The organism is Shewanella sp. Pdp11 (assembly GCF_002838165.1).
GTDB lineage: Bacteria > Pseudomonadota > Gammaproteobacteria > Enterobacterales > Shewanellaceae > Shewanella > Shewanella hafniensis.
Window position 1 is genome coordinate 1146633 of the sequence record NZ_CP015194.1, and the last position, 24390, is coordinate 1171022.

The window sequence follows — 24390 nt, forward strand, 5'->3', positions numbered from 1 at the left end:
ATATTAGGTTTCTTGCTATTTGATGTTTAGTGTACGTTAACGTGACGATTTTAGATCACTCAACAACCATATTAATAGATTGATGTTTGCCGCTTCAGGTGAAACCTTAGCCACGTGCTCAAGCAGATTGGTTGTTACAATGCTAGTTCATGCTAGTCGTGCATTAAAATGCCTAATAAACAAGTTATTGCGAATTTTTTGTCTGCCACTTTCGCCAAGTGAGGATAAGCAAAAAGGCAATTAGCAGGCTCACTATAGCCCATGTGGGATATTTATGTTGATGATAAAACGCCAGCATTGGGGCGATTTCATCGCGGATTAACACTGGGCCTAAACCAAACAATGTGACCCAAATGCTGGTGGCGAGGACATTACCAACTACAAATTGCCGAAAGGGCATTTTCGCTAGGCCGCAGCCGATAAACATAAATTGTTTTAATCCTTCAATAAAACGGCTAAGTACTAAGGCCACAATGCCATATTGGCCGATAATGCCGTGGATTTTGTCTTCCAATTGCGGTTTTATCCAGCCCTTCTTAAGCAACACATCACCAAAGCGCCAACCGATAAAATATCCCAAGCTGTTACCGCAGAGTGCAGCACAAGCTGCGACGATCAACACCAATGGCAGTGACATTTGCCCTGTAGCAGCTAATAAACTGGCGACAATCAATAAGGATTGCCCCGGCGCTGGAATACCAAATCCTTCAAGGGCGATGGCGATAAATAGCAGCAGATAACCGTATTGCTGCAACCAAGGTGTCATTTCGGTGATGAGATGTTGTAGAACTTCGGGCATGGGATAAAGACAATATTGACGCTAGATGGGCCAATCATACTCGCCACACTAAACCTCTGGATAGGTTTATGGGCAAAGTTTCATCTAGGATTTTTAGCGCTAAAGCGGCAAGCCTAATGGTGAATATGGCGGGAATAAAAAAGGCCGAACTGAGTTCGGCCCTCAATATTTATTATCGTGCTTAAGCGAATGCGGCTTGCAGTTGTGGCACAACTTGTTTCTTACGACTTAATACACCGTCTAACCACACTTTGCCATCGACAGGAGTCTTGCCATAGGCGCGATTGATCAAGTCGGCGTCGTCAGAAACGACTAATAGCTCTGAGCCTTCTTTCATAATATCAGTCAGCAGTAGCAATACGCTGTGGCGGTTACCTTCCACTTTTAGTGCTTTGATATCGGCTTCTAACTCGGCCTTGATATCGTCAAATACTGACAGGTCTATGACTTCTAACTGGCCGATACCGACTAAGTTACCGTTCATGTTGAAGTCTTTAAAGTCACGCATAACGAGGTCGCGTGCTGGCGTGCCTTGTACGGCTGATTTCACTTTGAACATTTCCATGCCCAGTTCTTTGAAATCTTCAACACCAGCGATTTCAGCTAAGGCTTCAACGCAACGAATGTCGGCAGTAGTGCAAGTCGGTGATTTGAAAATCACGGTATCGCTCAGAATGGCGCACATCATGATGCCAGCGATATTTTTAGGGATAGCGACTTGGTAAAAGTCGAACATCATCTTGATCACTGTGTTGCTGCAACCTACTGGGCGGATCCAGCATTCTAACGGGGTATCTGTGGTCAGATCGCCAAGCTTATGGTGATCGACAATCCCGACTATGGTCGCTTGGGCGATATCATCCGGTGCTTGAGTCAGTTCTGAATGGTCAACGATATACACTTGCTCGCCAGCGTAGCTGGTTTTGTATTCCGGTGCTTCGAAGCCGAAACGTTCTAGAATAAAAGCGGTTTCGGGTGACAATTCACCTAAACGTGCGGCAATGGCTTCTTCACCGATTTGGTTTTTTAAATAGGCTAACGCGATAGCACCGCAGATTGAATCAGAATCGGGGATCTTGTGACCGACAACGTAAATAGGCATTTCAGGGACTCTCCTTTAAATTTGTGACAATTTTAGCAATATTTGGCTCGGTTCGGAAATAGCCAAAGCGCATATCACTGCGCGCTTAAGACGCTATAACGCTAAAAATCCCGAGCTGAGATTCGGTAAAGGTGGCTTAAGGGTTAGATCTTTACTTTTATCACGACTTTACGCACCGCAGTGGCAATATCGCCCGTGCCAGGCATATGCACATCGCCGGGGAAAAATAGTGCAAACATACCCGCTTTGAGTTGCACATAAGAGGCATTGGCTTTGTTTGTCTCGTAATCAAACTCGGCGTAATCGTGTTTGTCAAAATAGGGTTTTGAGGGTGTTTGGTCCGCTAGTGGCAAATAACCAAACTCTTCTTCACCGCTGAACACATATTGCACATCGATATATTTTTGATGTACTTCAAAGGGTTCTGTCGATCTATGCTTAGTGTGGTAGTCGTTGACTATCACAAAAATATTGTCGCCATCGAGGGGATAATTGCCTACGGGTAGCTGACTAAAGTCTGTGGTGGCAAGATGTGCTAATGCAGTCGCAAGCCGAGGGCTTAAGGATTGATAAATATGGCGGTTTTTTAAGGTATCGACGATCATCGGCTACTCGACATGGTGGAAGTGAAATGGGCGAATGGTAAAGATTATAATCAGATAGTCGCCGTTAGGACATAAGCTTTAGACATAAAAAAACAGGCCATTGCATGGCCTGTTTTTATATCAAGTGTCACTTTGTTCGCTAAGACTCGCTTAGTAAGTGTATTTAGCTTCTAAGAAATAGTAGCCACCATTAAAACCAAACGGGGTGTTGGTTAATGGGTAAACGAAAATGCCTCCGAAGTTATTGTCCTCAGGGCGTTTTTCTGGATACACATCAAACAGGTTTTGTACCCCAGCGGTGAAACTCAGCGCATCGGTTGCTGCGTATCTCACCGACAGATCCATCACCCATTGATCGCTGTAATTCACATCACCCGTTGAGTAACCCACAGTGTAATCGCCAAAGTAACTGAGGCGAATATTGGTCTTAAAGTCACCTAGCTCGTGGGTTAAGCCCAAGTTACCTGTGTTATGTGGCGTCGCCGAGGTCATGCGAGTTTGTTCTATGCTATCGAACAGTTTAGGGCCAAGTCCGTCTAAAATCTCTGGGAAATGAATATCTTGGATTTCAGTCTTATTGTAGGCATAGGCTAAGTTCGCCCGTAAATCACCCCAAGAGCCGATATCAAAATCTTGGCTCACCACAAGGTCAACACCACGGGTGCGGGTATCGACGGCGTTGATAAAGAAGCGCGCCGATTCCGCATTGGTGCCCGCTAACGCTGCCGCTACGGCGGGCGAATCATTAGGCGTCACTGAGCTCGACAGAATAATGCGATCATCGATGGAGATTTGATAGGCATCTAATGTCAGTGCTAAGCCAGTGTCATTGGTGTACACCAAGCCTAAGCTAAATGACTGGGATAGCTCGGGATCTAACTCATTAATACCCAATGCTTTGGTCACTGGCGATAGGGTGTTGAAAGTGCCAGATTCAATAGGCACCAGCTGACCCGTCATAGGATCGGGATTAAACAGCGTCGAAATATTGCTGAAGTACAGTTGCTGTACACTCGGCGCTCTAAAGCCAGTGTTGATAGTGCCGCGCAGGGCTAAGTTGTCGGTAAAGTCGTAACGGCCCGCTAACTTCCAACTGGTGTTGCCACCAAAGTCAGAATAGTTTTCGTAACGTAGCGCCGCCGCCCAGTAAAACTCATTGGTTAACTGGTTTTCAAGCTCGACATAAACGCCAGTATTGTCACGGGTTTCATCCACTTGCGACTCAGGGGTAAAGCCAGTGAAACCTTGGCTACCCGCCGCGCGGTTGTCATAACCGCCATTGATGTATGAACCTGTTTCACCGGCTTCAATTTGATAGCCGTTTTGGCGCCACGACACTCCCGTCGCAAACAGGATTTCAGAATCATTAGCAAAGGCAAAGTAGCGCGAGGCATCGAGATTAAGATTGGTTTCACGGGTCGTGAGTGTGCCTGCATCAAACTCGGTTGGGCTATCTGGGCCTAAAGAGGCGTTTAAGGTATTAACAATATTGTAGTTAAATGAGTTTTCACCATGGCCTGCTGAAGTATCAATATTCCACTCGCCTAGGCTGAATTCATACCCTAGCACTAAGGACGCATCGATAATTTTAGGATTGATTTGCGGCAAGAAACCATCTGGATAGATTTCAGTTAAGTTACGGGCGTCGAGTGCGCGGCGGTAAAAGGCGCCTGACTTAGTCTCACGTTGGCTGATGCCACCAAACGCATAGAGTTTGCCATCTTTTGTGATGGACTGGGCAGCGTTGATAAATAGACCTAAGTTGTCATATTCGGCATCACCGACTTGGTGGCTCTTACGGTTGAATGTCGCTTCGCGGGGATCGGCTGAGCCATCGGGTAAATCATTGTATTGTTTGCGTTCATCTAATCCGGCGCGGTTAGTGCTGTCTTTATGATGGGCTTCTAGTGAAACATTCACAAAGCCATCGTCACTTAAACTGATGCCGTGGTTTACACCCACACGCCATTGCTCGCCATCACCTATGTAGGTCTGCCCTGCTTGAGCCGAGAGGCTACCGCCTTGGTCGCTGTCCTTAAGCACCACGTTGATAACGCCAGCAATGGCATCCGAGCCGTATTGTGCCGAGGCACCATCACGCAGGATTTCGATACGCTTAATCGCCGTCATAGGGATAGCGTTTAAGTCGACGTTAGATGAACCTTTACCCACAGTGCCACTTAAATGCACTAGCGCTGAGCCATGACGACGTTTGCCGTTCACTAGCACTAAGGTGTGGTCGGGCGACAGGCCGCGCAAACTCGCGGGGCGCACCGCATCAGAACCATCTGTTACTGATGAAAATGGGAAGCTGTAGCTTGGCGCAGCAAATTGCAGTGCTTTAGCGGTTTCAGTCATGCCGGTCGATTCGAGCTGCTCGGCAGTGATAATGTCTACGGGAGCAACACTGTCAGTTGCTGTGCGCAGCGCTATGCGTGAGCCTATGATCTCGATTTTCTCGAAGCCAGGCTGTTGCTCTTCGGCTTGAACAGCTGGAATGGCCAGTGTAGACGACACTGCTAATGCGATAATCGCTAGACGCATAAAAACCTCTCAATGATGTTTGTAACCCGATACTCAAACTTAGGAGCGCAGATTAAAGATAACGTAACAATTCAATGTGGAGAAGGTTATCACTGTAACAATTGTTACATCTAGACGTAAATGTGCTAACTCAGAGCCGAGTGTTCTAGATAATGTTCAAAATGCAGTTGAATATATGGATGAAACCTTGCTATCTGCAGATATGTTATGAGTGTTTGGGTGCTTGAGTCGCTTGCCACATATTGATGACGAGCGAGTTAAGTCGATGATACGAATTGTTTATTGACGTGCGCCATCGTGGTTTAATGCGTTATTTCATTTTAATGGCACTGGCTTGAAGGAACACAGATTTGTCAGCGTTACGATTTCTCGCGGGAGCAACAGCATTTAATACTTTGGCAGAACAAGGCCTTAAATCTGAACATTTTACCCAGCTACTTGCCGCCTCCGGTGGACCTAAATGGCTTGGTATCGCAGGGCTAGATAAGTATCTGTTTTCTGAGTTTTTCAAAAACAGACAAACACCGCTTTATACGCTTGGCGCGTCTTCAGGGGCGTGGCGTTTAGCCTGTTTGGCGCAGCAAGATCCCCTCGCAGCCTATGGTCGCTTAGAGGATTTTTATATTGGTCAGCGTTACGACAGTATGCCAACTCCGCAGGAAGTCAGTGCACAAGTTAAAGGCGTAGTGCAGGGGATTTTAGGCGCCAGTGGTGGTAGTGAGATCGCCAATAACGCTCATATCCACAGTCATTTAGTAGTGTGCCGCGGCAAACATTTAAATCGTTTAACGGCAAAGCTGCCACTCGTTGTGGGGCTGGCGATAACGGCGGCGACTAACTTAGTCAGCCGCCGAAGTTTAGGCTGGCATTTTGAACGTGTGGTCTTTAGCCAACAAGCTGCAGCCTCTCCCTTTTTGCAACTCAATGACTTACCTAGTCAGCAGGCCGAGTTAACCGAGGCCAATGTCGATGCTGTGATGTTAGCAACGGGATCAATTCCATTATTGCTAGCACCCGTACCGCAAATAGAGGGTGTTGCCGATGGGCAATATTACGATGGTGGCATTACCGACTATCACTTCGACTTGCCTTTATCCCACGCTATGGGGTTGACGCTGTATCCACATTTTTATCCAACGATCAGCCCAGGATGGTTCGATAAATCCTTGAAGTGGCGCCAAGGCCGAGTCAATTATCACAATGCACTCGTGTTAGCACCATCGGCTGAATTTGTGGCTTCATTGCCCTTTGGCAAAATCCCCGACCGCGAAGATTTTAAACAACTGGATACGGCGCAGCGGATGCAATACTGGCGAACAGCGGTGGCCCTAAGTGAGCGTCTGGCCGAGGAGTTTGCCGAGGTTGTCGCAAGGGGAAATGTGCTAGAGCGACTAGAGCGTTTTTAGTTCGCCGTGATTGGGCTTAGAAAACGGCGGTTGAAATGCTCTGATTTAATCTAGTGGGTTACCAATTTATTTTGCACTCAAGGGCTTCAGGAAGGAAATTATTCTACCTGCTACACTCTAAAGTAATAGGGAATACGAATGCATTGATGTTCGTTTCCTTCTATTTAGGTGCTGGAGGTTGCTATGCAAACACGAGAAATGGCGTTACTCATGCGCGATGCCTTGTTGCTGCCACAGGGACGGGTAGAGGTTCGTGTAGTCGACCCCGGTCATCTGCGCATGGTGGCCGATGTCTTTAAGGGCAAATATGCGCTCGCTTTTGCCACCATACGGCCCCGCGGTAGTCCGCCCTGTTATCCCACCGCGACCCAATGTGACATTATCGATTTTAATCAGCTAGAAGATGATTCACTCAGCCTAGTGCTCGAAGGACGTCAGCGTGTCAGCATCCTCTCAGCTGCGCAGGCCAAAGATAAGTTATGGATGGCGCGTACTTTACCCTGTCGAAACTGGCAAGAGGAGCCGATTAAAGGCGAGTTTGAGCTGATAAGCGCCGCACTAGAACAGTTTTATGAGGTGAATCCCGATCTGTTTGAACTCTATTCTCAAGTGCATTTGGAAGACGCAGCTTGGGTAAGCCAACGCTGGCTCGAGGTTTTACCTATGTATAATAAGGACAAATTAGTGTTAGTGAATCAGCCAGATTGTCACAAAACCTTGGATTTCGTGCTGCAACTTATCAAGTCCCATGTGGACTGAAAAACCACAAAAAGGCTAGAATAGCGGCTTTCTATAGCCGCTTTTTTTGTAATATGACTGCATCTGCCCGCGCTGCCCAACCTTCTTACATAGTGCTTCCTGTGAATGTCACAGATAAACCCACAGTGTTTGCCTTTCTCGCGCAACATTTTGCCCGCATAGGTGAAGATGTATGGCGTCAGCGGATCCTCGACGGAAAAGTGCATTGGCGCGACGGCAGTTTGATCGCCTTGGACACTGAGTATCGTCCAGCTGCGCGGGTGTATTACTACCGTGAAGTGCCAGTCGAAGCGAAAATTCCCTTCGAAGAACAGATCCTATTCCAAGATGACAACGTTATTTTGGCCTATAAACCACACTTTTTACCTGTGACCCCAAGCGGCAATTATGTGAACGAATGTCTGGTACATAGACTGAGATTACGCACCGGCATAGACACTATCGCGCCTGCTCATAGGCTTGACCGTGAAACCGCAGGGGTGATCTTGATGACAGTCGCGCCCGAAACCCGCGCCCTTTATCATCAATTATTTATCGACGATGCTATTCGTAAAGACTATCAAGCCATTGCCAAGCTGACACCTGAAATTATTCAGCAATATCAACAGGGCAGCTTAACTTTACCCCTGTGTTGGACGGTAAAAAACCGCATGCAGCCGAGCGATCCGAGTTTTACCATGAAAATAGTAGAAGGCGAGCCGAATACCCATTCCGAAATCAGCCTAGTAGCCATTAATGGCGATCTTGGTTTGTTCCACCTGAGCCCAATTACCGGCAAAACCCACCAGTTGCGGGTGCATATGCAAAGCTTAGGTATGCCACTGTTAAACGACAGATTTTATCCAAGCTTATTACCCAAAGGACCGGATAAATTTGAGGCCCCCTTAAAGTTGATGGCACAGCGTTTACGTTTCATTGACCCTGTGAGCGGGATCCATCACGACGTGCAATGTGAGGGTTTTTAGTTGTAGTCAGCGGAAAGCATTATTTCCAGTTCGCTTGAAGGAAATGGTCAGATGCAATTGTGCGCTTGGCTCTGTGATGGTATGAATACAAACTGCAGTATCTGAGTCTCTGCCATAGGGAGCCATATTACGATTGTTTGAAGGAAGTCCATTATGACTAAATCTGCGATGATCTCTATCTTACTTTGCGCTGCGGTATTAGTGGCAGCCATGTTTGTTGGCGACTGGACGAAACAACCTTATTTGAAGGATATTGCCGCTGAGATCCGTAAGGGGACTGCGGTGATTGAACCGAAGAAACCGAGCTCTTCTGCTGCATCGGTCGTTGAGGCTGATGATGTGGACCAAGACTCGAAGGTGATTTGGGATCAAATGGTACATGAGAAACCAGCAGGTAAGCCGCAGTCAGAGGCGTTGATTTTCAATCAAGTACAGCCGAAGAAAGTCGAAACCGATGAGGTATTATCTAAAAATATTCCACCGCTGGATTCGGGTTCGGGTGCGACTCAGCCTGAGACGGTTAAACATAATAAACCCGTTTAATTTGCTATTCCTGTTTGGGAGGTTCGAACAAGGTTTCGCTCATATCACCATGTAAAACTGCAATTTTTGTCGGCGCACCATCATCCGCAAGTTCCAAAATCCCAATACCGCTTTTATTCACTAAACGTTTGCTCGGCGCACCATTCGGTCTTCTGCCGCGCAGCGACATACGTTTTCGTTTTGTCAGTAAATTCAGTGGCGAAAAGTGGCCGTAAAACCAACCGTTGAGTTTATCGAAAATTGGTAATAGCTTCTCGGGGAAGTGATTTTTAATGCCGCTGCAGGTGATTTGGTAGATGTTAGGACTGCTGCGCCTAAAGCGAATACTAATGTCGTAACTAAAGGAGTAATGCACATCGCCGGAGAGGATCACAAATTCCTCTGGGGTTTTACGGTGCATAAAAATACTCAGTAGCGCGTTGGCGGCACCGGGGTGGGCCATCCAGTTTTCGGCGTCCACCAACAAAGAAGCGCCCATCAGCGTGGCAGTGCGCTGTATCGCCTCAATCAGTTTGACCCCAAACATAGGGGCAGGCGAGACGATAATGACCTTCGACTGGCCGAGCAATTCTTGCTGCAAATCCATTAACGCCTCCCAATCCATTAAGCCGGAAGGTTTTGCGAGATTGGATTCACTGCGCCAGCGGCGGGTGCGGGTATCGAGCACCACAAGTTTGGGCGAGGTCGCTAAGGTGTAATGCCATTGCTCAAATTTAAGTAATTCGTCGATGAGCAGATCCTGACTTTCACTCTGTGGCTGTGCAAAAAAAGCATCGAGCAGCGGGCGGATTTCATCAGCAAATTTATCGGGCGCATTGCCAAGCCCTTGGAATAAGGTATAGCCAATCAGTGCATTACCTATAATGCGTTTCGAAAATGCATGCTCGTAGGCAGCGAGTTCCCATTTGGCGGTGAGGTTCCAGTCGTCGGTGACGTCGTGGTCGTCAAACATCATGTAAACGGGAATGTGCGCCATAAAGCGCCTCACCTGCGTCAGCCCAGCTTTAAAGCCGAGCAAATGTTGCCATTCATTCTGCCAGCGGGCGTTATTGGCGGGTATTAAGCCATCAACATCCTTGGGGATATTGACTAATTCCCACAGCTCTGGCGACCAAGTAAGTAAATACAAGGCGATGATTTCATTCAGGCTGACAAGATGATTCTCAGCGATGGAGGAAGTGAAAATCGGGTGATTGCGATACCAACGCCATAGTGCGGTTTTGGCGGGATATTGAGTGTGCGGCAGCAGGTTTTTATGGCGCTGATATAAATCGGCCGGTTGATAATGCAGTGCCTCACTGCTCGTTATATTCGCCCCTTCAAATTGCTCATGCTGAAGGCCAAGCAAGTCGATGACTTGTCCTATGGCGTTTAACATGGGTCCAGCCACATCATCGATATATACTTGATCGCCACTCATCACGATAAGAGCGGGGCGATCGTCCGCTACACCCGTGTCGATTTTCTTGGCTAAATAGGTATCGGCGGCGACGAGCGCATCGTCACTGTGGTGATGCGGATTGCGGCAAGAACCATGAAATACTTGGGTTAATTCTGGGGTAAAACGCACACTTGGCGATGAGGCATCGCCATAGTTCAGCTGACTGATGTTGGCAAAAATATCCCCATGTTGGGCGGCGGATACTTGGTAATTTGTGACTCGATTCGGCGTGAGTAACTCTGGTCGCGACAGCATGATCAGATATTGATGGGCGTGCTGCCCGAGTGGCACATAGTGCACATCGGCATCCTGCAACGGAAACTCATGTTCCCCTAGACGCAACATAAGCTCAGTTAATGGCTCACGACTTACAAACCACAAGGTAAAATGGGTGGCATCGCAGTGGCGCAGCATGGGGCCTGCCAATATCAGAGGAAGTGTCGGAGTCAAATTCAGCCTATTGGTGCTTAGGTTAATCTCAAGTGAGTTAACCCTAAGTAAGTTTGGTTTAAAAGAGTAAACAAGTGCGTTGAATATGAAAAGCTTTTAGAATTGTCAGCCATACACATGAGTTGAAACTTAATGGGGCAATATGGCTAAGGTCATGGTAACAGGCGCGACAGGGCTACTCGGCCGAGCTGTTGTAAAACAGCTTGAATTAACGGGACATGAGGTTGTGGCAACAGGTTTTAGCCGCGCAAGTGAGCGAGTGCATAAACTCGATCTGACTGCCCCTTTGGCTGTCGAGAAATTTATCGCCCGCGAGCAACCGCAAGTGATAGTGCACTGCGCCGCCGAGCGTCGCCCCGATGTCTCCGAGCAAAATCCGCAGGCGGCATTGGCACTTAACTTAACTGCTAGCCAAGCCTTAGCTAAGGCAGCTAAGGCCAATAATGCTTGGCTTATCTATATTTCCACTGACTATGTGTTCGATGGCACTCAGCCTAAGTACGCTGAAGATGCAGCCACTCATCCGGTTAATTTTTATGGTGAATCTAAGCTAAAGGGCGAAGAGATAGTGCTAGACACTAGCGCTGATTTTGCCGTGCTACGCTTGCCAATCCTTTACGGCCAAGTCGAGAAGCTGAGTGAATCTGCTGTGCTAGTGCTGATCAACCAACTGATTGAACGTCGGGCTCAAGGTGCCGATCATTGGGCTGTGCGTAGTCCAACATCAACCGCCGATATTGCTCAAGCCATAGATAAGATGATTGCACAACATATTGCAGCGCCAATAGTGCAGGGGATTTATCATTTTAGCGCCATAGAGACCATGACTAAGTATCAGATGCTGCTGACCTTAGGAGAGATTTTACAACTTAGCACGGCGCACTTAACGCCTGAGTCTACGCCGACGGATAATGCCAAGCGGCCAAGGGATTGCACTTTAAGTTGTAGGCGTTTAGCTGCGCTCGGGATTTGTTCTGAAATCAATTTCGCCACTGGCGTACGCCAAGCATTAATGCAATCGAGTGGTGCATTGGCCGCACTCGGACTCACTCTGTAGGAATCGCCATGGCTAAGATCTTAGGGACCAGTCTACAGGCTGCCGACCAAGTCGCATTACTGCGAACCTTAGGTTTGCTGCTGCAAATAGGCTTAACCACGTTTGCCGCCGATACTTTTGGTCTTAGCCTGCAAATGGAGCCGTTAGTGCATGTGTTAGTGCTGGAGGTGTTATACCTGTCGCTCACATTGGCGCTACGTAAACCTTTGTTTGCCAAGGAGCGTGGCCTCTTTATCGCGCTCAGTTTAGACACATTATTTTGGATATCTTGGCTGCACTTTTCCGGCGGCGCGACTAACGCGTTTATCTCGTTATTATTGCTGCCGATTGCACTTGCGGCTGTGACTTTGCCAATCTGGGCGCCTTGGGCGCTGACTGCAATTTCAACCTTTGCCTACAGCCTGATGATCTTTACTGTGCCCGAATCCCCCATGCAGCACCACGGTATGGACATGAGTTCCCACTACTTAGGCATGTGGTTTAATTTTGTGATTTCAGCTTTGGTGATGACAACCAGCGTGGCGTTGATTACTAAACGTATGCGCCGCCAAGATGCGCAGCTAGCCTATATGCGTGAAGGGCAATTGCGTCAGGAACAACTCTTAGCCCTAGGCACGGCATCGGCGCAGATGGCGCATCAATTGGCCACACCGCTTTCGAGCCTGAGGTTGCTACTCGATGAAGTCAAAGAAGATATGAGCGGCACTTCGATAACGGTTGTGGAGATGGAGACTGCGCTAGGCCGCTGTGAACATACGCTCGCCGAGCTGCGGTTGGCGACTGAGTCGATCCGCGATCGCCGCCAGCGGCCACAAAAGATCGCTGAGCTGGTGGACGGTTTAAAGCAAAAAACCTTACTGCTTATGCCGCAGACCGAACTGAACTGGTTGTTCACTTGTGCGCCTGAGCAACTGGCAGAGCAAAGCATTCTGACCGATATGAGTCTCACACCTGCCATCATGGCTTTGATTGAGAATGCCGCCCGCGCCAGTGTCGAAACCCTAGGTGCGCCGCAGGTGGATATCAGCTTAGATATCGCGCCAAGTGAAGCTCAAATCTATTTGCAGATCCGTGATTATGGCGCCGGCATTGCGCCTTCTTTATTACCGCAATTGGGCACCTTATTAATTGAGAGCCCCAAGGGCTTAGGGGTTGCGCTGCTGCTCAGTCACGCCAGCCTAGAGCGTTTGGGCGCAGAATTGATTCTGGCCAATCATCCCCAAGGCGGTACTGTGGCACAAATTTGCTTTACGATTCTCAAGGATAAAACGGCATCGTTATCGCCCAAGACTCAGGCTGCTGATGGAGTCAGATCATGAAACGTTTATTGATTGTTGAGGATGATCTTTCTCTGGCGAGTATTTTAGGTCGACGGCTCACGCGCCACGGCTTTGAGTGCCGCTTAACCCATGATGCCAGCGATGCTCTGCTGGTGGCGCGGGAGTTTCGCCCTAGCCACATTTTGTTAGACATGAAGCTTGCCGAAGCCAATGGCTTAGGGCTAATTGTGCCGCTACGTAATCTACTGCCTAAGGTGACCATGGTGTTGCTCACTGGCTACGCCAGTATTGCCACTGCGGTGGAAGCGATTCGCCTCGGCGCCGACAATTATTTAGCTAAACCTGTGGATACTCAAACCTTGCTCGCCGCGTTGGAAATGCAAGGGCATTCCTATACCCTTCAAGAAGATGAGGTCGATGACTCGCCCCTTAATCCTAAGCGTTTAGAGTGGGAGCATATTCAGCAAGTGCTTAATGCGAACCAAGGCAATGTGTCTGCCACCGCCCGCCAACTCGGGATGCATCGCCGCACCTTACAACGTAAATTACTCAAGAAACCTGTGGGTGAAAGTGGACATTTGAAGTAACGCTTTATTTTCATTAGTTGGCAAGTGACGCCGACTCAAGCACATGACATAAGGATGCTGACGGGATTGAGACCGGCTTAGTGCGCCGCATTTGCGCATAAAAAATGCCACTCAAAAAAGGCTGAGTGGCATTAACAAGAAACGAGAAGTTTATCGATGAGTCGGCGCTAGGATTTTACGCTAGCGCCACGATACGATTATCTTATGCGATTAAAAGTTAACGGTTTCTTCGTTTGAGCAAGGGCCGTTAGTTTCACACACTTTATAGCTGAAGCTAGTACCAGCTAGGTCGGTGAAACGGTCAATAAACGATGAATTGCTTGAAGTACCTACCGCAACGCCGTTACGGAAGATAGTGTACTCATCAGCGTTATGACCTTCCCATGCGAGTGCAACACGAATGCTGCCGCGACGAGATTTGTTAGCGTTTTTCACTGTCATTTCTAACGCCACTTCTGGTACTTCAACTGCAAATTCTTCAGAAGTGCTTGCTGTTGCGCCATCGTTGTCAGTCACAGTCAATGTCACTGTGTAGTTGCCTGACTGAGCATACTGATGATTTACACTTGCGCCTGAAGCAGTTGTGCCATCACCGAAGCTCCAGCTCCATGCAACGACATCACCATCGCTGTCAGTACTGGTGCTAGTGAAGCTACCGTTACCGTTGGCAAAGCTTGCCGTAAAGCCCGCTGTTGGATCTTGGTTTGGTACTTCATCGCCAGCGTCATAAGCACCCACTAGGCTCACACCTGTGTAGCTGCTATAGCCACTGACCATGACCCAATAAGTCCCTGTTTGGGCTGGATCGATAGGGCAGCTTTCGGCATTGCCGGCTTTGTATGGACGGCAATCATAGCTACTAGAAGTAGGAGCTTGGCCGAATTTAACATACATGTCCGCATCACCCGTGCCGCCTGACATATTAAAGCTCAGGTTGGTTGCACCGCTTGCTACGTCGAGTTTGTAGTATTGTTTGCTACCCGATGCACCGGCTAAACCTGTCACTGCGACACCGTTCGCGAGTTCAGTCGCTTCTGGTGGTGGCGGTGGTGGTGGCGTTTCACAAGGTGTGATACCCACAGCAGCAAAGGCAGTAACCACATCGTCAGCACTTAAGCCTAAGTCAGTTGCCGCAGATTTAACGCCACATGCGCCTTGCCAGAACAAGCTGTCAGCCGTCCAATATAATTGGTTAGCAACCACAAATGTTTGGAATGCTTTGCGTGTATCCCAACCCGGTAAGTTTGCGAGTGTGTAGAAGGCTTTATTGAAGACACCTGAACTGTGGTGTACGTCGATGCCATCATAGTAATCGTCAATATGACCGATTGAGATACCGTCTAAGGTTGGATCTGCCATATAACGCAGTGCGCCATTGCCTTTAAAGATATCAGCACCGACTAACCAGTCGTTCGTGCCGTGCATGTAAAATTCAGCAGCTTCACCCGCCATATCTGAGAAGGCTTCGTTCATGCCACCAGATTGAGCATCGTAAATCAGGCCTGAGTTTTGCTCAGTGAAACCATGGCTCACTTCGTGTGCCGAGACATCTAAGCTCACTAATGGGTAGAAGGTCGTTGCGCCATCACCGAAGGTCATAGCACTGCCGTCCCAGAAGGCGTTTTCGTAGTTGCTGCTGTAGTGAACCCGCATGGTTAACTGGAACGTTAACGGCGCAGTGTTGTACCACTCGCTATACATGTTGTAGATCACGTTACCGAAATAGTGCGCATCGTTTAATGGCGAGTAAGCACCGTTGATCTCTTTAACTGTATTGCGTGGGCAAGTATAAGAGAAGGCTGTTGCGCCTGATGTGGCACCGTTTAAGTTAACGGTTTTCACGTTAGGTGAGTTCATGGTGCAGGTGTCACCGCTCACTTCAACGTCTAAGTAAGAGAAATCTGTACCGTATTCGTATTGGCCAGTCTTGATGTTACCGCCTGGACCTGTACCGCTCGCAGCGTGGTTAATCCCTTCCCAACGCTTGAGTACTTCACCTGAGTGCGCGTCAATCATAGTGAATGGACGGCTTGGCTCATCGCCATATACCACAAAAGACGTCACATAAACGAGGCGAGTTTTAGCCGCATCATCAAGGTAAAGCCACAATTTAGCTTGTTTGTTTTCAGCTTTTAGGCCGGCAACCGCTTTCTCAGACTTACCACGAATGGCAATATCTAACGCTTTGTTAGCCGTTAAAGTGGGTTTGACAAAATCAGCCGACTTTTCAATATTTTTTAATACGCGGCCAGACATGTCGCTGTAGAAGCCCATGCTTGATTGTGACGTTGCAACAGAGAAACCATAAACAGGCACGTCATGGAAATATTGTTGTAAACGTTGCTTCTGCTTGCCTTGACCTAGGTCGAGTTTTTTCTCGACTTTGAGTTGGCTACCTGCGTCTAAGTTGAACTGTGACACTAGATTATTGCTTGAAGACGCACTTCTGAGTGTACCGACATCGACAACATCAGCAGCAAATGCTGATGTGCCTAACGTAGCCGACACTGCAATGAAGAGTAGCGACAGTTTTTTGTTTAGCATCATGCTTAAAATCCTTTTTCCGTTTGTCATTAACGTTGGAATGCCATACTGCTTAACTGGCTCGGGCGAGCGTTTTTTATTGTGATTTCTACAGGGTCGTCGGCATACCTCTGCCATGGCCGAATAGAATGAGCTGTTGCTCAGGCGGAGATTCTCAGATTTTTATTCTGTGTAAAGCGTGAATGACCGCATGACCTTAGATGTTATTTAAATGTAAAAGTGTTAACAATCGTACAAAGGAACTATCTTCAGCGTTCATTTAGACGCTTTTAAATCTGAATTAGGACTTTTGGGTAATAGCGATTTAGCCTATTCAAATAGCGGGCTTTGTGAGTCGTAAAAAGTACTTTATTGATTGATTTTCATTGGTTTAGGTTGGAGCTGGTGGCGAGGTTAAGCGGGTGTTTTTAGGCGAGTGATTTTTTAAGTGGGTAGATTTAAGGATTAGCGGGGCTTCTGGGCATAACCCTTTTTTAAGGGAAAAGATCCATCGCTTTGCCGGATTCATTTTGAAACGCCCTTTGAAATATGCATTTTGCAAGAGCCCTCCCGCATCGCGCGACTAGGCTCACTGTTTAACTTATTTCACCAAGGTAACTCAGTGCCATCGTAGGCAAAAAAACGCCCTGTTTGTGCCGGAGTGGCATTGGCAATGATCGGCAGCAAGCAGTTGGCGACATACTCAGGTGTAAACAGTTTGCCTTTAGGGACACTCTGTTGAAAGGGTTGAGACAATGGTGTGTCTGTGGTGCCCGGATGCAGGGATAACACCACGCAGTGTTTCATGGTTCGTTGCCACTCAATCGCCAGTGTTTTGAGAAACATATTCAGCGCGGCCTTTGAGGCGCGATAGCTGTACCAGCCACCTAATCTGTTGTCGGTAATGCTGTCGACTTTCGCCGATATCACGGCAAATCTTGCCGAGTCACTTTGTTTTAAGGCATGGCAGAAGTGCTTAGCTAGCATGACGCTGGGCAGGGTATTAAGCGTTAAATTGTGCTGGAAAAAGTCGATGTCCAGTGACTGTAGGCTTTTTTCTGGCCCTTTATCTTGGGTGTGTAAAATCCCGACACAGTTAATAATCCAATCTAATTCAGTGAGTTGTTCGCTCAGCTGTTTAATCTCGACCTCATTGGTCACATCTAACTGATACCATTGGATATTATTCTGCCTGTCTTGGGGAAGATGATGCCTATAGGTGGCATGCACAGTGGCGTTGGGATATGCCTCTTGGACTCGCTTAACCATGGCTTGGCCAATACCTCCACTCCCGCCGACGATAAGTACTTTCATGGCAAACTCTCCACTATAAACGGTTTAGATGAGCGAGGTTGTGCTCGGCTGTGGCTAATATGGCGTGCCTTGTGGACTCGTCCATCTTGTTCCAAGTCTGGTATAGCATGCCGATCCTGGGGTTCTGCGACAATCTTGCGCGGTGTTTGTCCATAAAGCGCCAATAAAAGCTATTGAACGGGCAGGCGAGTGCGCCGCTACGTTCCTTTATTTTGTAATGACAGCCACTGCAGTAATCACTCATTTTATTGATGTAAGAGCCGCTGGCGGCGTAGGGTTTAGTACCGACAATACCGCCGTCGGCAAACAATGCCATGCCGCGAGTGTTGGGCATTTCAACCCATTCGATGGCATCAACATATACGCCTAAATACCACTTATCGACTTGATTTGGTTCGATTTCGGTTAATAAACAGAAATTGCCAATCACCATTAAACGTTGAATATGATGGGCGTAGGCAAAATCTAATGATTGGGATAACGCTTGTCGCATGCAGTTCATCTTAGTGTCGCCATGCCAAAAATAATCGGGCAGCGTTCCATGGGCATTGAGCGCATTAGTGCTGGCGTACTGTGGCATATTGGCCCAGTAAATGCCGCGAACGTATTCACGCCAGCCGAGGATTTGCCGAACAAAGCCTTCGACTTGGGCGATATCAATGTCAGCATTGGTTTGATAACTGTCGATAGCCGCATTGATGACTTCTAACGGACTGATTAATTTGCTGTTAAGGCTGAATGATAGCCGACTATGGTACAAGCTCCACTTGGCATGATGTTGCGCTGTCATGGCATCTTGAAAGCGGCCAAAGGATGGCAAGCAACTCTGACAAAAATAGGTTAATAATTCGAGGCTTTGTGCACGGTTTATCGGCCACAGCAATGGCGCATCAATGCGACCCATGGTCGGGATTCGGTGACGCTCAAGCCTAGCGAGAATCTCAGTCACATCGAGGCTAAACATTAATGGCTCAGGCAAGACTTTTATATCTTGAGTTTTAAGCTTCTGACGGTTGCTGGCATCAAAGTTCCATTGCCCACCGAGTGGCTTTGCGTCTTGCATCAAGATGTTGAAGCGTTTACGCATACGGCGATAAAAGTGCTCCATCATAATGTGTTTGCCGACGGGGAACTGCGCATCGATTTCGTCAAACGGCAAGATAAAGTGTTCTGTATCAACACAGTTCACCACGGCGGTGTTGAGTTTAAGCTGGCTCAATTGCTCAAGTAGGCGGTATTCATCTGGCCTTTGGTATTCAAACTTGATCGCGCCAACCTGCGCCACTTGATGTTGAATGAGCCCCAGTAGATCGCTATAGCCCTGAGTGTTATTGAAGGTGCCATCAAGGGTGAGATAGAGCACTTGATGCCCTTGCGCACGCAGCTCTTTGGCAAATTGCGCCATTGCCGCAAAGAAGGCACATATCTTTTGCACATGATGCGTCACATAAGTGTTTTCTTGGTGCAGTTCTGCAATCACATACAGCACTTGATCATCAACACGGTTAAACCAAGAATGCTGGGCATTGAGTTGATCGCCTAAAATCAGCCTAACTGTTTGGAATTGCTGTAATTGCATTAAGTGGACTCGTTGAATGACAATTTTCAATTTAAGGTTACGGTTAAATGGGGGATTGGGATCAATCTGAAGGTAGCTTTACAGGGGGGACGTTTTTATAGTTGTGATTTGGGATTGCTTAACTTCTTTGAATACCTAATCAGGTTAAATTATTTTAAAGCAAAGTCGTGGGGCTTCACCCCACACCCGACCAAAAGGGGAAAAGCGCCTGTTCCCCTTTTGGAAAACCCCCGGCGTCCCTAGCGAAGTTACATGCATTGGTTAGTGGCTTCGTGCTTATTCGAAAATAGCTCACGCTTCCGATGGGTCCGCTTTACATCCATGTAAAGCACTCCAGTTCGGCAGTCCCTGCCTCTCGCTCATAAGCTCGAAAATCACCGATTTTCATTCGCCCCTTCCCCGAAAGCTACGCAGACGTCCTGTCTGCGTCACGCTATTTTCTTCAACGCCCTTCAGCAACTTCGCAGGGGAAGTATATCCCTTCAGTTTTGGTATTGTGTTCACGTTATTAAAATCGAAGCTAACTGTGCGTATTATACTTTTTAAGATACCTTGTTTATTCAGATTGTTTTCCCCATAGTGTTGATAGGAAGAATTTTTAATGGGGCTATGCATGTCTTGCGCGATTAAAATTGTTAATAGCAGTAATTGTTCGTTTATCAATATAGGAATAAGTGGCTTCGATGTAGGTATTGACGCTGAAAATTCTGATTGCCTTACACTTAGTCGAGTTGACTTTGGTAACTGTACTACAGGCATGAAGGGTAAAAATTTGAGAGATTTAAAAGCGCAAGATTGTACTCATGGATTGGTACATAGTTCATCTTCTTTAGCTCTTTCAACTGGAGATAATAGCAGCTTTTATTATACCCTCTTATATTTGAGGGCCTTTGATTACAACCCATATCAATGAGATTTGCAATATGACAGGACCAATGTTTGATTTAGAGGATTGCGATGATGCAGTCTTGAGAAATAACAAAACAACCTCTCAACAATTTATCAAAGCTAGAAATTGCCCTCGTATACAGTTAGAAGGAAATGAAGCAGGTTTGAACGCGCTTGGGAAGCTAGGTATACCAGTTGATTCTTTAAATGAAGAACAGCTCAATGTTCTTATATCAGAAGTGATTGCAAGAGAAGGTAAGTTTTCGAGTGAGAATAATAGCTGGTTAACCAATGCTGCCACATTCGCCACATTAGCTGCGGATCTAAAAGCTACACTAATAGGCGCATTGGTTGCCACAGGTGTTTCGTGCTACAAAATTATTAAAAACTCTAGAGTTAAATAGCTAGCTTGTCGAACAACCAAATAGTCAGAGCATGCATATTTATTCTCTATTAAGATTTTGTCTAATATCGATTTAAGATCTATATACTCGGAGTTGATTTGCATGCTTTGAAATTGCTTGTGAGCACATACTCTAAATAGATCTCTATATTTTGTTTCGCCTCTGTGGCTGCAGAGTACGCCATACCCTGCGAAGTTGCTGCAGGGCGTTGGAATAAATTGTGTGAGTCCGGTCATGGATGGCGAGCTAGCTTTCGCAGGTGCAGGGACGCATCCTTCGGAAGCGATAGCAATTTATCCATAAGACCAAGGCCAGTCTCTAATGTATGTAACTTCGCTAGGGGCGGCAAGGGAGATCCAAGAGAGAATTGCTGTTGATCCCCTCTTGGTCGGGTGTGGGGTGAAGCCCCACGACTTTAAACTTATAAAGACTACTGAAAAGTATCGCTAAATTACTTGCGTAAAGTACTCACAATAAACCCGCAATCATTCGATTGCGTTAACCAATCCAGTTTGTATTGCATAGCTCTCTAGCTTGATATCAAGATTATCCAAATCTTTATAAAACTCATCATCGAGTTGATTGAGTCGGGCTTCGGCTACTGGATTATCGGTTGCGTAGAGGCGTTGGTCTCTGTCGGTAGGGACTGGATGGTCACCAAATACTGCCTGTTTAGCCTGTTGTAATAGGGCTAACGAGTGCAAAGCGCCAATTTGCTCAAGGCCGCGCTCGGCAACAGCATAATGCTCGCCAGATGAGTTATCGAAATATTGGATAAAGCCGCCGTTATAGACTTCGCCAGAGAGACAATTGACGGCGTAATAGTATTGCGCAGCTTCGCTTAGCGTGTGGAAGCCCTGCTTACTGTCGTGAACTGTCACCACTATATCTCGCCACAGGGCTCTAAAAGGGCAGGTTTTATCTAATTCCCGCTCCTTTTGGTAATAGGCTTTTGCCTGTTCGATATTTTCACGATTGCCATTTTTGCAGGGCATACATAAGCCTGCGTTTCGCTCGGCGGTGCTGGGCATGATTAAGGTTTGGCAGGCTGTGCAGGGGACTTTTTCCGACATTATCTTTCCTTAGATACTCAGGTCAGCAAGAGAAGTAACAGATTCACAAACTACCCATGGAATTTATCGAGCACCCATTGTTAAATTTTACAATGTTGATGGCTCTTGGTATTAACAGCTTACGCCGAAGTCACAGAATACACATCCCCTCGGAGTTGCCGCAGGGCGAATAGACAAATTGCGTGAGTCTTGCCATGGATGGCAAGCTAGCTTTCGCAGGTGCAGGGACGCATCCTTCGGAAGCGATAGCAAATTTGGCGATGAGCACAAGGGGCTTTCAACTCCGTTGGGGGCGTCTTGGAGCATCCAAGGAGGATAGGACGAGCAGTCCTCCTTGGTCGGGTGTGGGGTGAAGCCCCACGACTTTAATTCGATTAGTTGTACTTTATATTCATCGCAATCAGCGGTTCGCGTGAGGCTTTTTCGGCGCGTAGGCGGGCGAGGTATTTTTCCCATAGATCCACTTGGTGGGTGGCGAGATCGTAGAGTACTTTCCACGAGAATAGGCCTGTGTCGTGGCCGTCATCGAAGACGATTTTTACGGCGTAATTACCGACAGGTTCTATGGCGCTGATGTTGACGTTTTTCTTGTGGGTGACCAGCTTGGGATTGCCGTGACCATGCACTTCGGCTGAGGGCGAGTAGACTCTGAGCATCTCGCAGCTGAGCTGATATTGCTCACCATTATCGAAACTGATTTCTAGAATGCGCGATTTACGTTTCAGTTTAAGATCGGTGACATTGGGCGTTGCTGTGGTCATAGGTTGGCTACCAAGAAAATGCTAAGGATAGGATAACGACTTATTAAAGTAACACCTGACTAATGTAACCACTCGCGGCCAAGGATACAAAGGGTAAGCGAGAGCCTTGGTCAGGCTTTTCGTTTAAGTCACACTTTTGCATTGTGAGTCGCCGTTCACCGCCAAGTCGTTGGGCTTGGCGGTGAGCGGGTTTTCACTAGAGGATAAAGCGGCTTAAGTCTTCGTCTTTGACTAAGTTATCTAAATGGGCGCTGACATAGTCGGCGTCGATAACAAAGGCGGAGCCTGATTTTTCCGATGCCTCGTAGGAGATATCTTCCATCAGCTTTTCCATCACAGTGTGTAAACGACGGGCGCCGATGTTTTCGGTGCGCTCATTCACTTGCCATGCGGCTTTTGCAATGCTGTCGATACCCGATTCGCTGAATTCAACTTTCACGCCTTCTGTGTTCATCAGCGCGATATATTGCTCGGTGAGCGAGGCGTGTGGCTCGGTCAAAATGCGTTTAAAATCATTGGCTGAGAGCGCATCTAACTCAACACGGATCGGTAAACGGCCCTGTAATTCAGGGATTAAATCCGACGGTTTCGACATCTGGAATGCACCTGAGGCGATAAACAGAATATGGTCGGTTTTCACCATGCCGTGTTTGGTGGTCACAGTGCAGCCTTCGACTAACGGCAGTAAATCGCGCTGTACGCCTTCACGGGAAACGTCTGGGCCAGAGGTTTCGCCGCGCTTACAGATTTTGTCGATCTCGTCGAGGAACACTATGCCGTGTTGCTCAACCAATTCAATGGCTTGCTCTTTTAAATCTTCCTGATTGACCAGTTTTGCCGCTTCTTCTTCGATCAACAGCTTGAACGCTTCTTTGATTTTCATCTTGCGACGTTTTGCCGGTGCTTGGCCCATGTTTTTAAACAGGCTTTGCAGCTGGTTGGTCATTTCTTCCATGCCGGGTGGCGACATGATTTCGACGCCGATTTGTGGCTGTGCCACATCGATATCGATTTCTTTATCGTCTAATTGACCTTCGCGCAGTTTTTTGCGGAACACTTGACGGGTGTTTGAACTGGAATCGGTTTCTGTGCTTTCCCAGTCATTTTTAGGCTTAGGCAGCAAGGCATCAAGAATGCGCTCTTCGGCGTGTTCTTCGGCGCGTTGACGGCATTTACCCATTTGCTGTTCACGGGTCAGCTTGATGGCGATGTCGGTTAAGTCACGGATGATTTGCTCGACTTCTTTACCGACATAACCCACTTCGGTGAACTTAGTGGCTTCAACTTTGATAAAAGGCGCGTTGGCGAGCTTTGCTAAACGGCGGGCAATTTCAGTCTTACCCACGCCTGTTGGGCCAATCATCAGGATGTTTTTTGGGGTGACTTCTTGACGGAAGTCGGCGTCCAGTTGCATGCGGCGCCAGCGATTACGCAGGGCGACGGCGACAGAACGTTTGGCCTTTTGTTGACCAATAATATGTGCATCCAGCTCGTGGACAATCTCACGGGGGGTCATTTCAGACATAATATTCCTCACGGGCTGTTTAGTAATTGAGTTCTTCAATCGTTTTGAATTGATTGGTAAATACGCAAATGTCGCCCGCAATTGTTAAGGACTTTTCAGCAATTTCTAGCGCAGACAATTCGGTATTTTGCAGTAGGGCGAGCGCCGCAGCTTGGGCATAATTGCCGCCTGAACCTATGGCAACTAAGTCATATTCTGGCTGTACGACATCACCGTTACCTGTGATGATCAGCGAGGCTTCGGCATCCGCAACAACGAGCATGGCTTCGAGTTTTCGTAGCATACGATCGGTACGCCAATCTTTGGCAAGCTCAACGGCCGAGCGCAGTAAATGGCCTTGGTGCATTTCGAGTTTGGCTTCGAAACGCTCGAATAGGGTGAATGCATCGGCGGTGCCGCCTGCAAAACCTGCCAGTACCTTGTTGTGATATAAGCGACGCACTTTTTTGGCGTTACCTTTCATCACGGTATTGCCTAGGGAGACTTGGCCATCGCCGGCGATGACAACTTGATTATTACGGCGTACTGATACGATAGTGGTCACAATAAATCCTCTTCTCTGGCCCGCAATGACAAATCATGCGGTGGATGATGCAGTAGATATGGGGATAGATGACAATAATTCAAGTTATAGCGAGAAAAGCCAAAGGAGTTTGCGAACTTTCGCGCTCCTTTAGCAATAAAAATAAGCGCTTATTGGGAAAGTGTGGATCGACCTATTTAGGTTCGGTCATTATACGCAGCATATTAAACAGTTTAAATTATGGTGATTTTGACGCTTTGAG

20 protein-coding genes are annotated in these 24390 nt (G+C 47.5%); 8 read left to right on the forward strand and 12 right to left on the reverse strand.

The window, feature by feature from the left end; all coding sequences use genetic code 11:
• Positions 1 to 184: 184 nt before the first annotated feature.
• The 4 genes from AYJ58_RS05085 to AYJ58_RS05100 all read right to left on the reverse strand — a co-directional run bounded on the left by AYJ58_RS05085 (position 185) and on the right by AYJ58_RS05100 (position 5050).
• Positions 185 to 799 carry a DedA family protein gene (locus AYJ58_RS05085; protein ID WP_106649242.1) on the reverse strand — a complete coding sequence of 205 codons (615 nt, stop codon included), beginning with the start codon at positions 797 to 799 and terminating at the stop codon, positions 185 to 187.
• A gap of 181 nt (positions 800 to 980) precedes the next feature.
• A complete protein-coding gene (locus tag AYJ58_RS05090; protein WP_106649243.1) occupies positions 981 to 1901 on the reverse strand; it encodes a manganese-dependent inorganic pyrophosphatase in 921 nt (306 codons plus the stop codon).
• Between the two features lie 143 nt (positions 1902 to 2044).
• Positions 2045 to 2506, reverse strand: coding sequence for a YhcH/YjgK/YiaL family protein (locus tag AYJ58_RS05095; protein ID WP_106649244.1), 462 nt, complete (start codon positions 2504 to 2506; stop codon positions 2045 to 2047).
• A 150-nt stretch (positions 2507 to 2656) separates the two neighbouring features.
• Entirely contained in the window at positions 2657 to 5050 is a 2394-nt protein-coding gene (locus tag AYJ58_RS05100; RefSeq protein ID WP_106649245.1) for a TonB-dependent receptor plug domain-containing protein, read from the reverse strand.
• 350 nt (positions 5051 to 5400) lie between these two features.
• Here AYJ58_RS05100 and AYJ58_RS05105 point away from each other — a divergent pair, with 350 nt between their 5' ends.
• The 4 genes from AYJ58_RS05105 (at position 5401) to AYJ58_RS05120 (ending at position 8723) form a co-directional block, all read left to right on the forward strand.
• Positions 5401 to 6456, forward strand: a complete 1056-nt coding sequence (locus tag AYJ58_RS05105) for an alpha/beta hydrolase (RefSeq protein ID WP_106649246.1) — start codon at positions 5401 to 5403, stop codon at positions 6454 to 6456.
• A gap of 183 nt (positions 6457 to 6639) precedes the next feature.
• Complete coding sequence (locus tag AYJ58_RS05110; RefSeq protein WP_106649247.1) at positions 6640 to 7215, forward strand: LON peptidase substrate-binding domain-containing protein; 576 nt, start codon at positions 6640 to 6642, stop codon at positions 7213 to 7215.
• Between the two features lie 53 nt (positions 7216 to 7268).
• A complete protein-coding gene (locus AYJ58_RS05115) occupies positions 7269 to 8180 on the forward strand; it encodes a pseudouridine synthase (RefSeq protein WP_106649248.1) in 912 nt (303 codons plus the stop codon).
• A gap of 153 nt (positions 8181 to 8333) precedes the next feature.
• Entirely contained in the window at positions 8334 to 8723 is a 390-nt protein-coding gene (locus AYJ58_RS05120; RefSeq protein ID WP_106649249.1) for a hypothetical protein, read from the forward strand.
• Between the two features lie 4 nt (positions 8724 to 8727).
• Here the strand turns inward: AYJ58_RS05120 and AYJ58_RS05125 are convergent, their stop codons facing one another.
• A complete protein-coding gene (locus tag AYJ58_RS05125; RefSeq protein WP_106649250.1) occupies positions 8728 to 10578 on the reverse strand; it encodes an alkaline phosphatase D family protein in 1851 nt (616 codons plus the stop codon).
• Positions 10579 to 10756: 178 nt separating this feature from the next.
• Here AYJ58_RS05125 and AYJ58_RS05130 point away from each other — a divergent pair, with 178 nt between their 5' ends.
• From AYJ58_RS05130 to AYJ58_RS05140, 3 genes are read left to right on the forward strand one after another with little or no spacing between them, the layout of a single operon-like run.
• The gene (locus AYJ58_RS05130; protein ID WP_106649251.1) at positions 10757 to 11671 is read left to right on the forward strand and encodes a dTDP-4-dehydrorhamnose reductase family protein; all 915 of its coding nucleotides are present in this window, start codon (positions 10757 to 10759) and stop codon (positions 11669 to 11671) included.
• Between the two features lie 8 nt (positions 11672 to 11679).
• Entirely contained in the window at positions 11680 to 12990 is a 1311-nt protein-coding gene (locus AYJ58_RS05135; protein WP_106649252.1) for a sensor histidine kinase, read from the forward strand.
• Positions 12987 to 13538: a response regulator transcription factor gene (locus AYJ58_RS05140; RefSeq protein ID WP_106649253.1), complete on the forward strand. Its 552-nt coding sequence runs from the start codon at positions 12987 to 12989 to the stop codon at positions 13536 to 13538. The genes AYJ58_RS05135 and AYJ58_RS05140 overlap by 4 nt, the downstream gene beginning before the upstream one ends.
• Positions 13539 to 13748: 210 nt before the next feature.
• Here AYJ58_RS05140 and AYJ58_RS05145 read toward each other — a convergent pair whose 3' ends face one another.
• The 3 genes from AYJ58_RS05145 to AYJ58_RS05155 all read right to left on the reverse strand — a co-directional run bounded on the left by AYJ58_RS05145 (position 13749) and on the right by AYJ58_RS05155 (position 18954).
• Entirely contained in the window at positions 13749 to 16085 is a 2337-nt protein-coding gene (locus AYJ58_RS05145) for a M4 family metallopeptidase (protein WP_106649254.1), read from the reverse strand.
• A gap of 582 nt (positions 16086 to 16667) precedes the next feature.
• Positions 16668 to 17375, reverse strand: coding sequence for an SDR family oxidoreductase (locus AYJ58_RS05150; protein ID WP_106649255.1), 708 nt, complete (start codon positions 17373 to 17375; stop codon positions 16668 to 16670).
• 13 nt (positions 17376 to 17388) lie between these two features.
• The gene (locus AYJ58_RS05155; protein ID WP_106649256.1) at positions 17389 to 18954 is read right to left on the reverse strand and encodes a cryptochrome/photolyase family protein; all 1566 of its coding nucleotides are present in this window, start codon (positions 18952 to 18954) and stop codon (positions 17389 to 17391) included.
• 923 nt (positions 18955 to 19877) lie between these two features.
• On the opposite strand from AYJ58_RS05155, the gene AYJ58_RS05165 reads away from it, so the two are divergent.
• Positions 19878 to 20246 (forward strand): hypothetical protein, encoded by a 369-nt coding sequence (locus tag AYJ58_RS05165; RefSeq protein ID WP_106649257.1) that lies wholly within the window; start codon positions 19878 to 19880, stop codon positions 20244 to 20246.
• 485 nt (positions 20247 to 20731) lie between these two features.
• Here the strand turns inward: AYJ58_RS05165 and AYJ58_RS05170 are convergent, their stop codons facing one another.
• The 4 genes from AYJ58_RS05170 to hslV form a co-directional block, all read right to left on the reverse strand.
• A complete protein-coding gene (locus AYJ58_RS05170; RefSeq protein WP_106649258.1) occupies positions 20732 to 21319 on the reverse strand; it encodes a DMP19 family protein in 588 nt (195 codons plus the stop codon).
• Between the two features lie 374 nt (positions 21320 to 21693).
• Positions 21694 to 22080: a gamma-butyrobetaine hydroxylase-like domain-containing protein gene (locus AYJ58_RS05175; protein WP_063883307.1), complete on the reverse strand. Its 387-nt coding sequence runs from the start codon at positions 22078 to 22080 to the stop codon at positions 21694 to 21696.
• 196 nt (positions 22081 to 22276) lie between these two features.
• Complete coding sequence (hslU, locus tag AYJ58_RS05180; protein WP_106649259.1) at positions 22277 to 23605, reverse strand: ATP-dependent protease ATPase subunit HslU; 1329 nt, start codon at positions 23603 to 23605, stop codon at positions 22277 to 22279.
• A 19-nt stretch (positions 23606 to 23624) separates the two neighbouring features.
• The gene (gene hslV, locus AYJ58_RS05185; RefSeq protein WP_011918556.1) at positions 23625 to 24149 is read right to left on the reverse strand and encodes an ATP-dependent protease subunit HslV; all 525 of its coding nucleotides are present in this window, start codon (positions 24147 to 24149) and stop codon (positions 23625 to 23627) included.
• Positions 24150 to 24390 lie beyond the last annotated feature (241 nt).

Coding starts and splice junctions, on each gene's coding strand:
- AYJ58_RS05145 (WP_106649254.1), bottom strand. CDS start 16,085: ATGATGCTAAACAAAAAACTGTCGCTACTCTTCATTGCAGTGTCGGCT.
- AYJ58_RS05110 (WP_106649247.1), top strand. CDS start 6,640: ATGCAAACACGAGAAATGGCGTTACTCATGCGCGATGCCTTGTTGCTG.
- AYJ58_RS05155 (WP_106649256.1), bottom strand. CDS start 18,954: ATGCAATTACAGCAATTCCAAACAGTTAGGCTGATTTTAGGCGATCAA.
- AYJ58_RS05130 (WP_106649251.1), top strand. CDS start 10,757: ATGGCTAAGGTCATGGTAACAGGCGCGACAGGGCTACTCGGCCGAGCT.
- AYJ58_RS05095 (WP_106649244.1), bottom strand. CDS start 2,506: ATGATCGTCGATACCTTAAAAAACCGCCATATTTATCAATCCTTAAGC.
- AYJ58_RS05135 (WP_106649252.1), top strand. CDS start 11,680: ATGGCTAAGATCTTAGGGACCAGTCTACAGGCTGCCGACCAAGTCGCA.
- AYJ58_RS05150 (WP_106649255.1), bottom strand. CDS start 17,375: ATGAAAGTACTTATCGTCGGCGGGAGTGGAGGTATTGGCCAAGCCATG.
- AYJ58_RS05100 (WP_106649245.1), bottom strand. CDS start 5,050: ATGCGTCTAGCGATTATCGCATTAGCAGTGTCGTCTACACTGGCCATT.
- AYJ58_RS05140 (WP_106649253.1), top strand. CDS start 12,987: ATGAAACGTTTATTGATTGTTGAGGATGATCTTTCTCTGGCGAGTATT.
- AYJ58_RS05085 (WP_106649242.1), bottom strand. CDS start 799: ATGCCCGAAGTTCTACAACATCTCATCACCGAAATGACACCTTGGTTG.
- AYJ58_RS05170 (WP_106649258.1), bottom strand. CDS start 21,319: ATGTCGGAAAAAGTCCCCTGCACAGCCTGCCAAACCTTAATCATGCCC.
- AYJ58_RS05165 (WP_106649257.1), top strand. CDS start 19,878: ATGACAGGACCAATGTTTGATTTAGAGGATTGCGATGATGCAGTCTTG.
- AYJ58_RS05120 (WP_106649249.1), top strand. CDS start 8,334: ATGACTAAATCTGCGATGATCTCTATCTTACTTTGCGCTGCGGTATTA.
- hslU (WP_106649259.1), bottom strand. CDS start 23,605: ATGTCTGAAATGACCCCCCGTGAGATTGTCCACGAGCTGGATGCACAT.
- AYJ58_RS05175 (WP_063883307.1), bottom strand. CDS start 22,080: ATGACCACAGCAACGCCCAATGTCACCGATCTTAAACTGAAACGTAAA.
- AYJ58_RS05115 (WP_106649248.1), top strand. CDS start 7,269: ATGACTGCATCTGCCCGCGCTGCCCAACCTTCTTACATAGTGCTTCCT.
- AYJ58_RS05125 (WP_106649250.1), bottom strand. CDS start 10,578: ATGCTGCGCCACTGCGATGCCACCCATTTTACCTTGTGGTTTGTAAGT.
- AYJ58_RS05090 (WP_106649243.1), bottom strand. CDS start 1,901: ATGCCTATTTACGTTGTCGGTCACAAGATCCCCGATTCTGATTCAATC.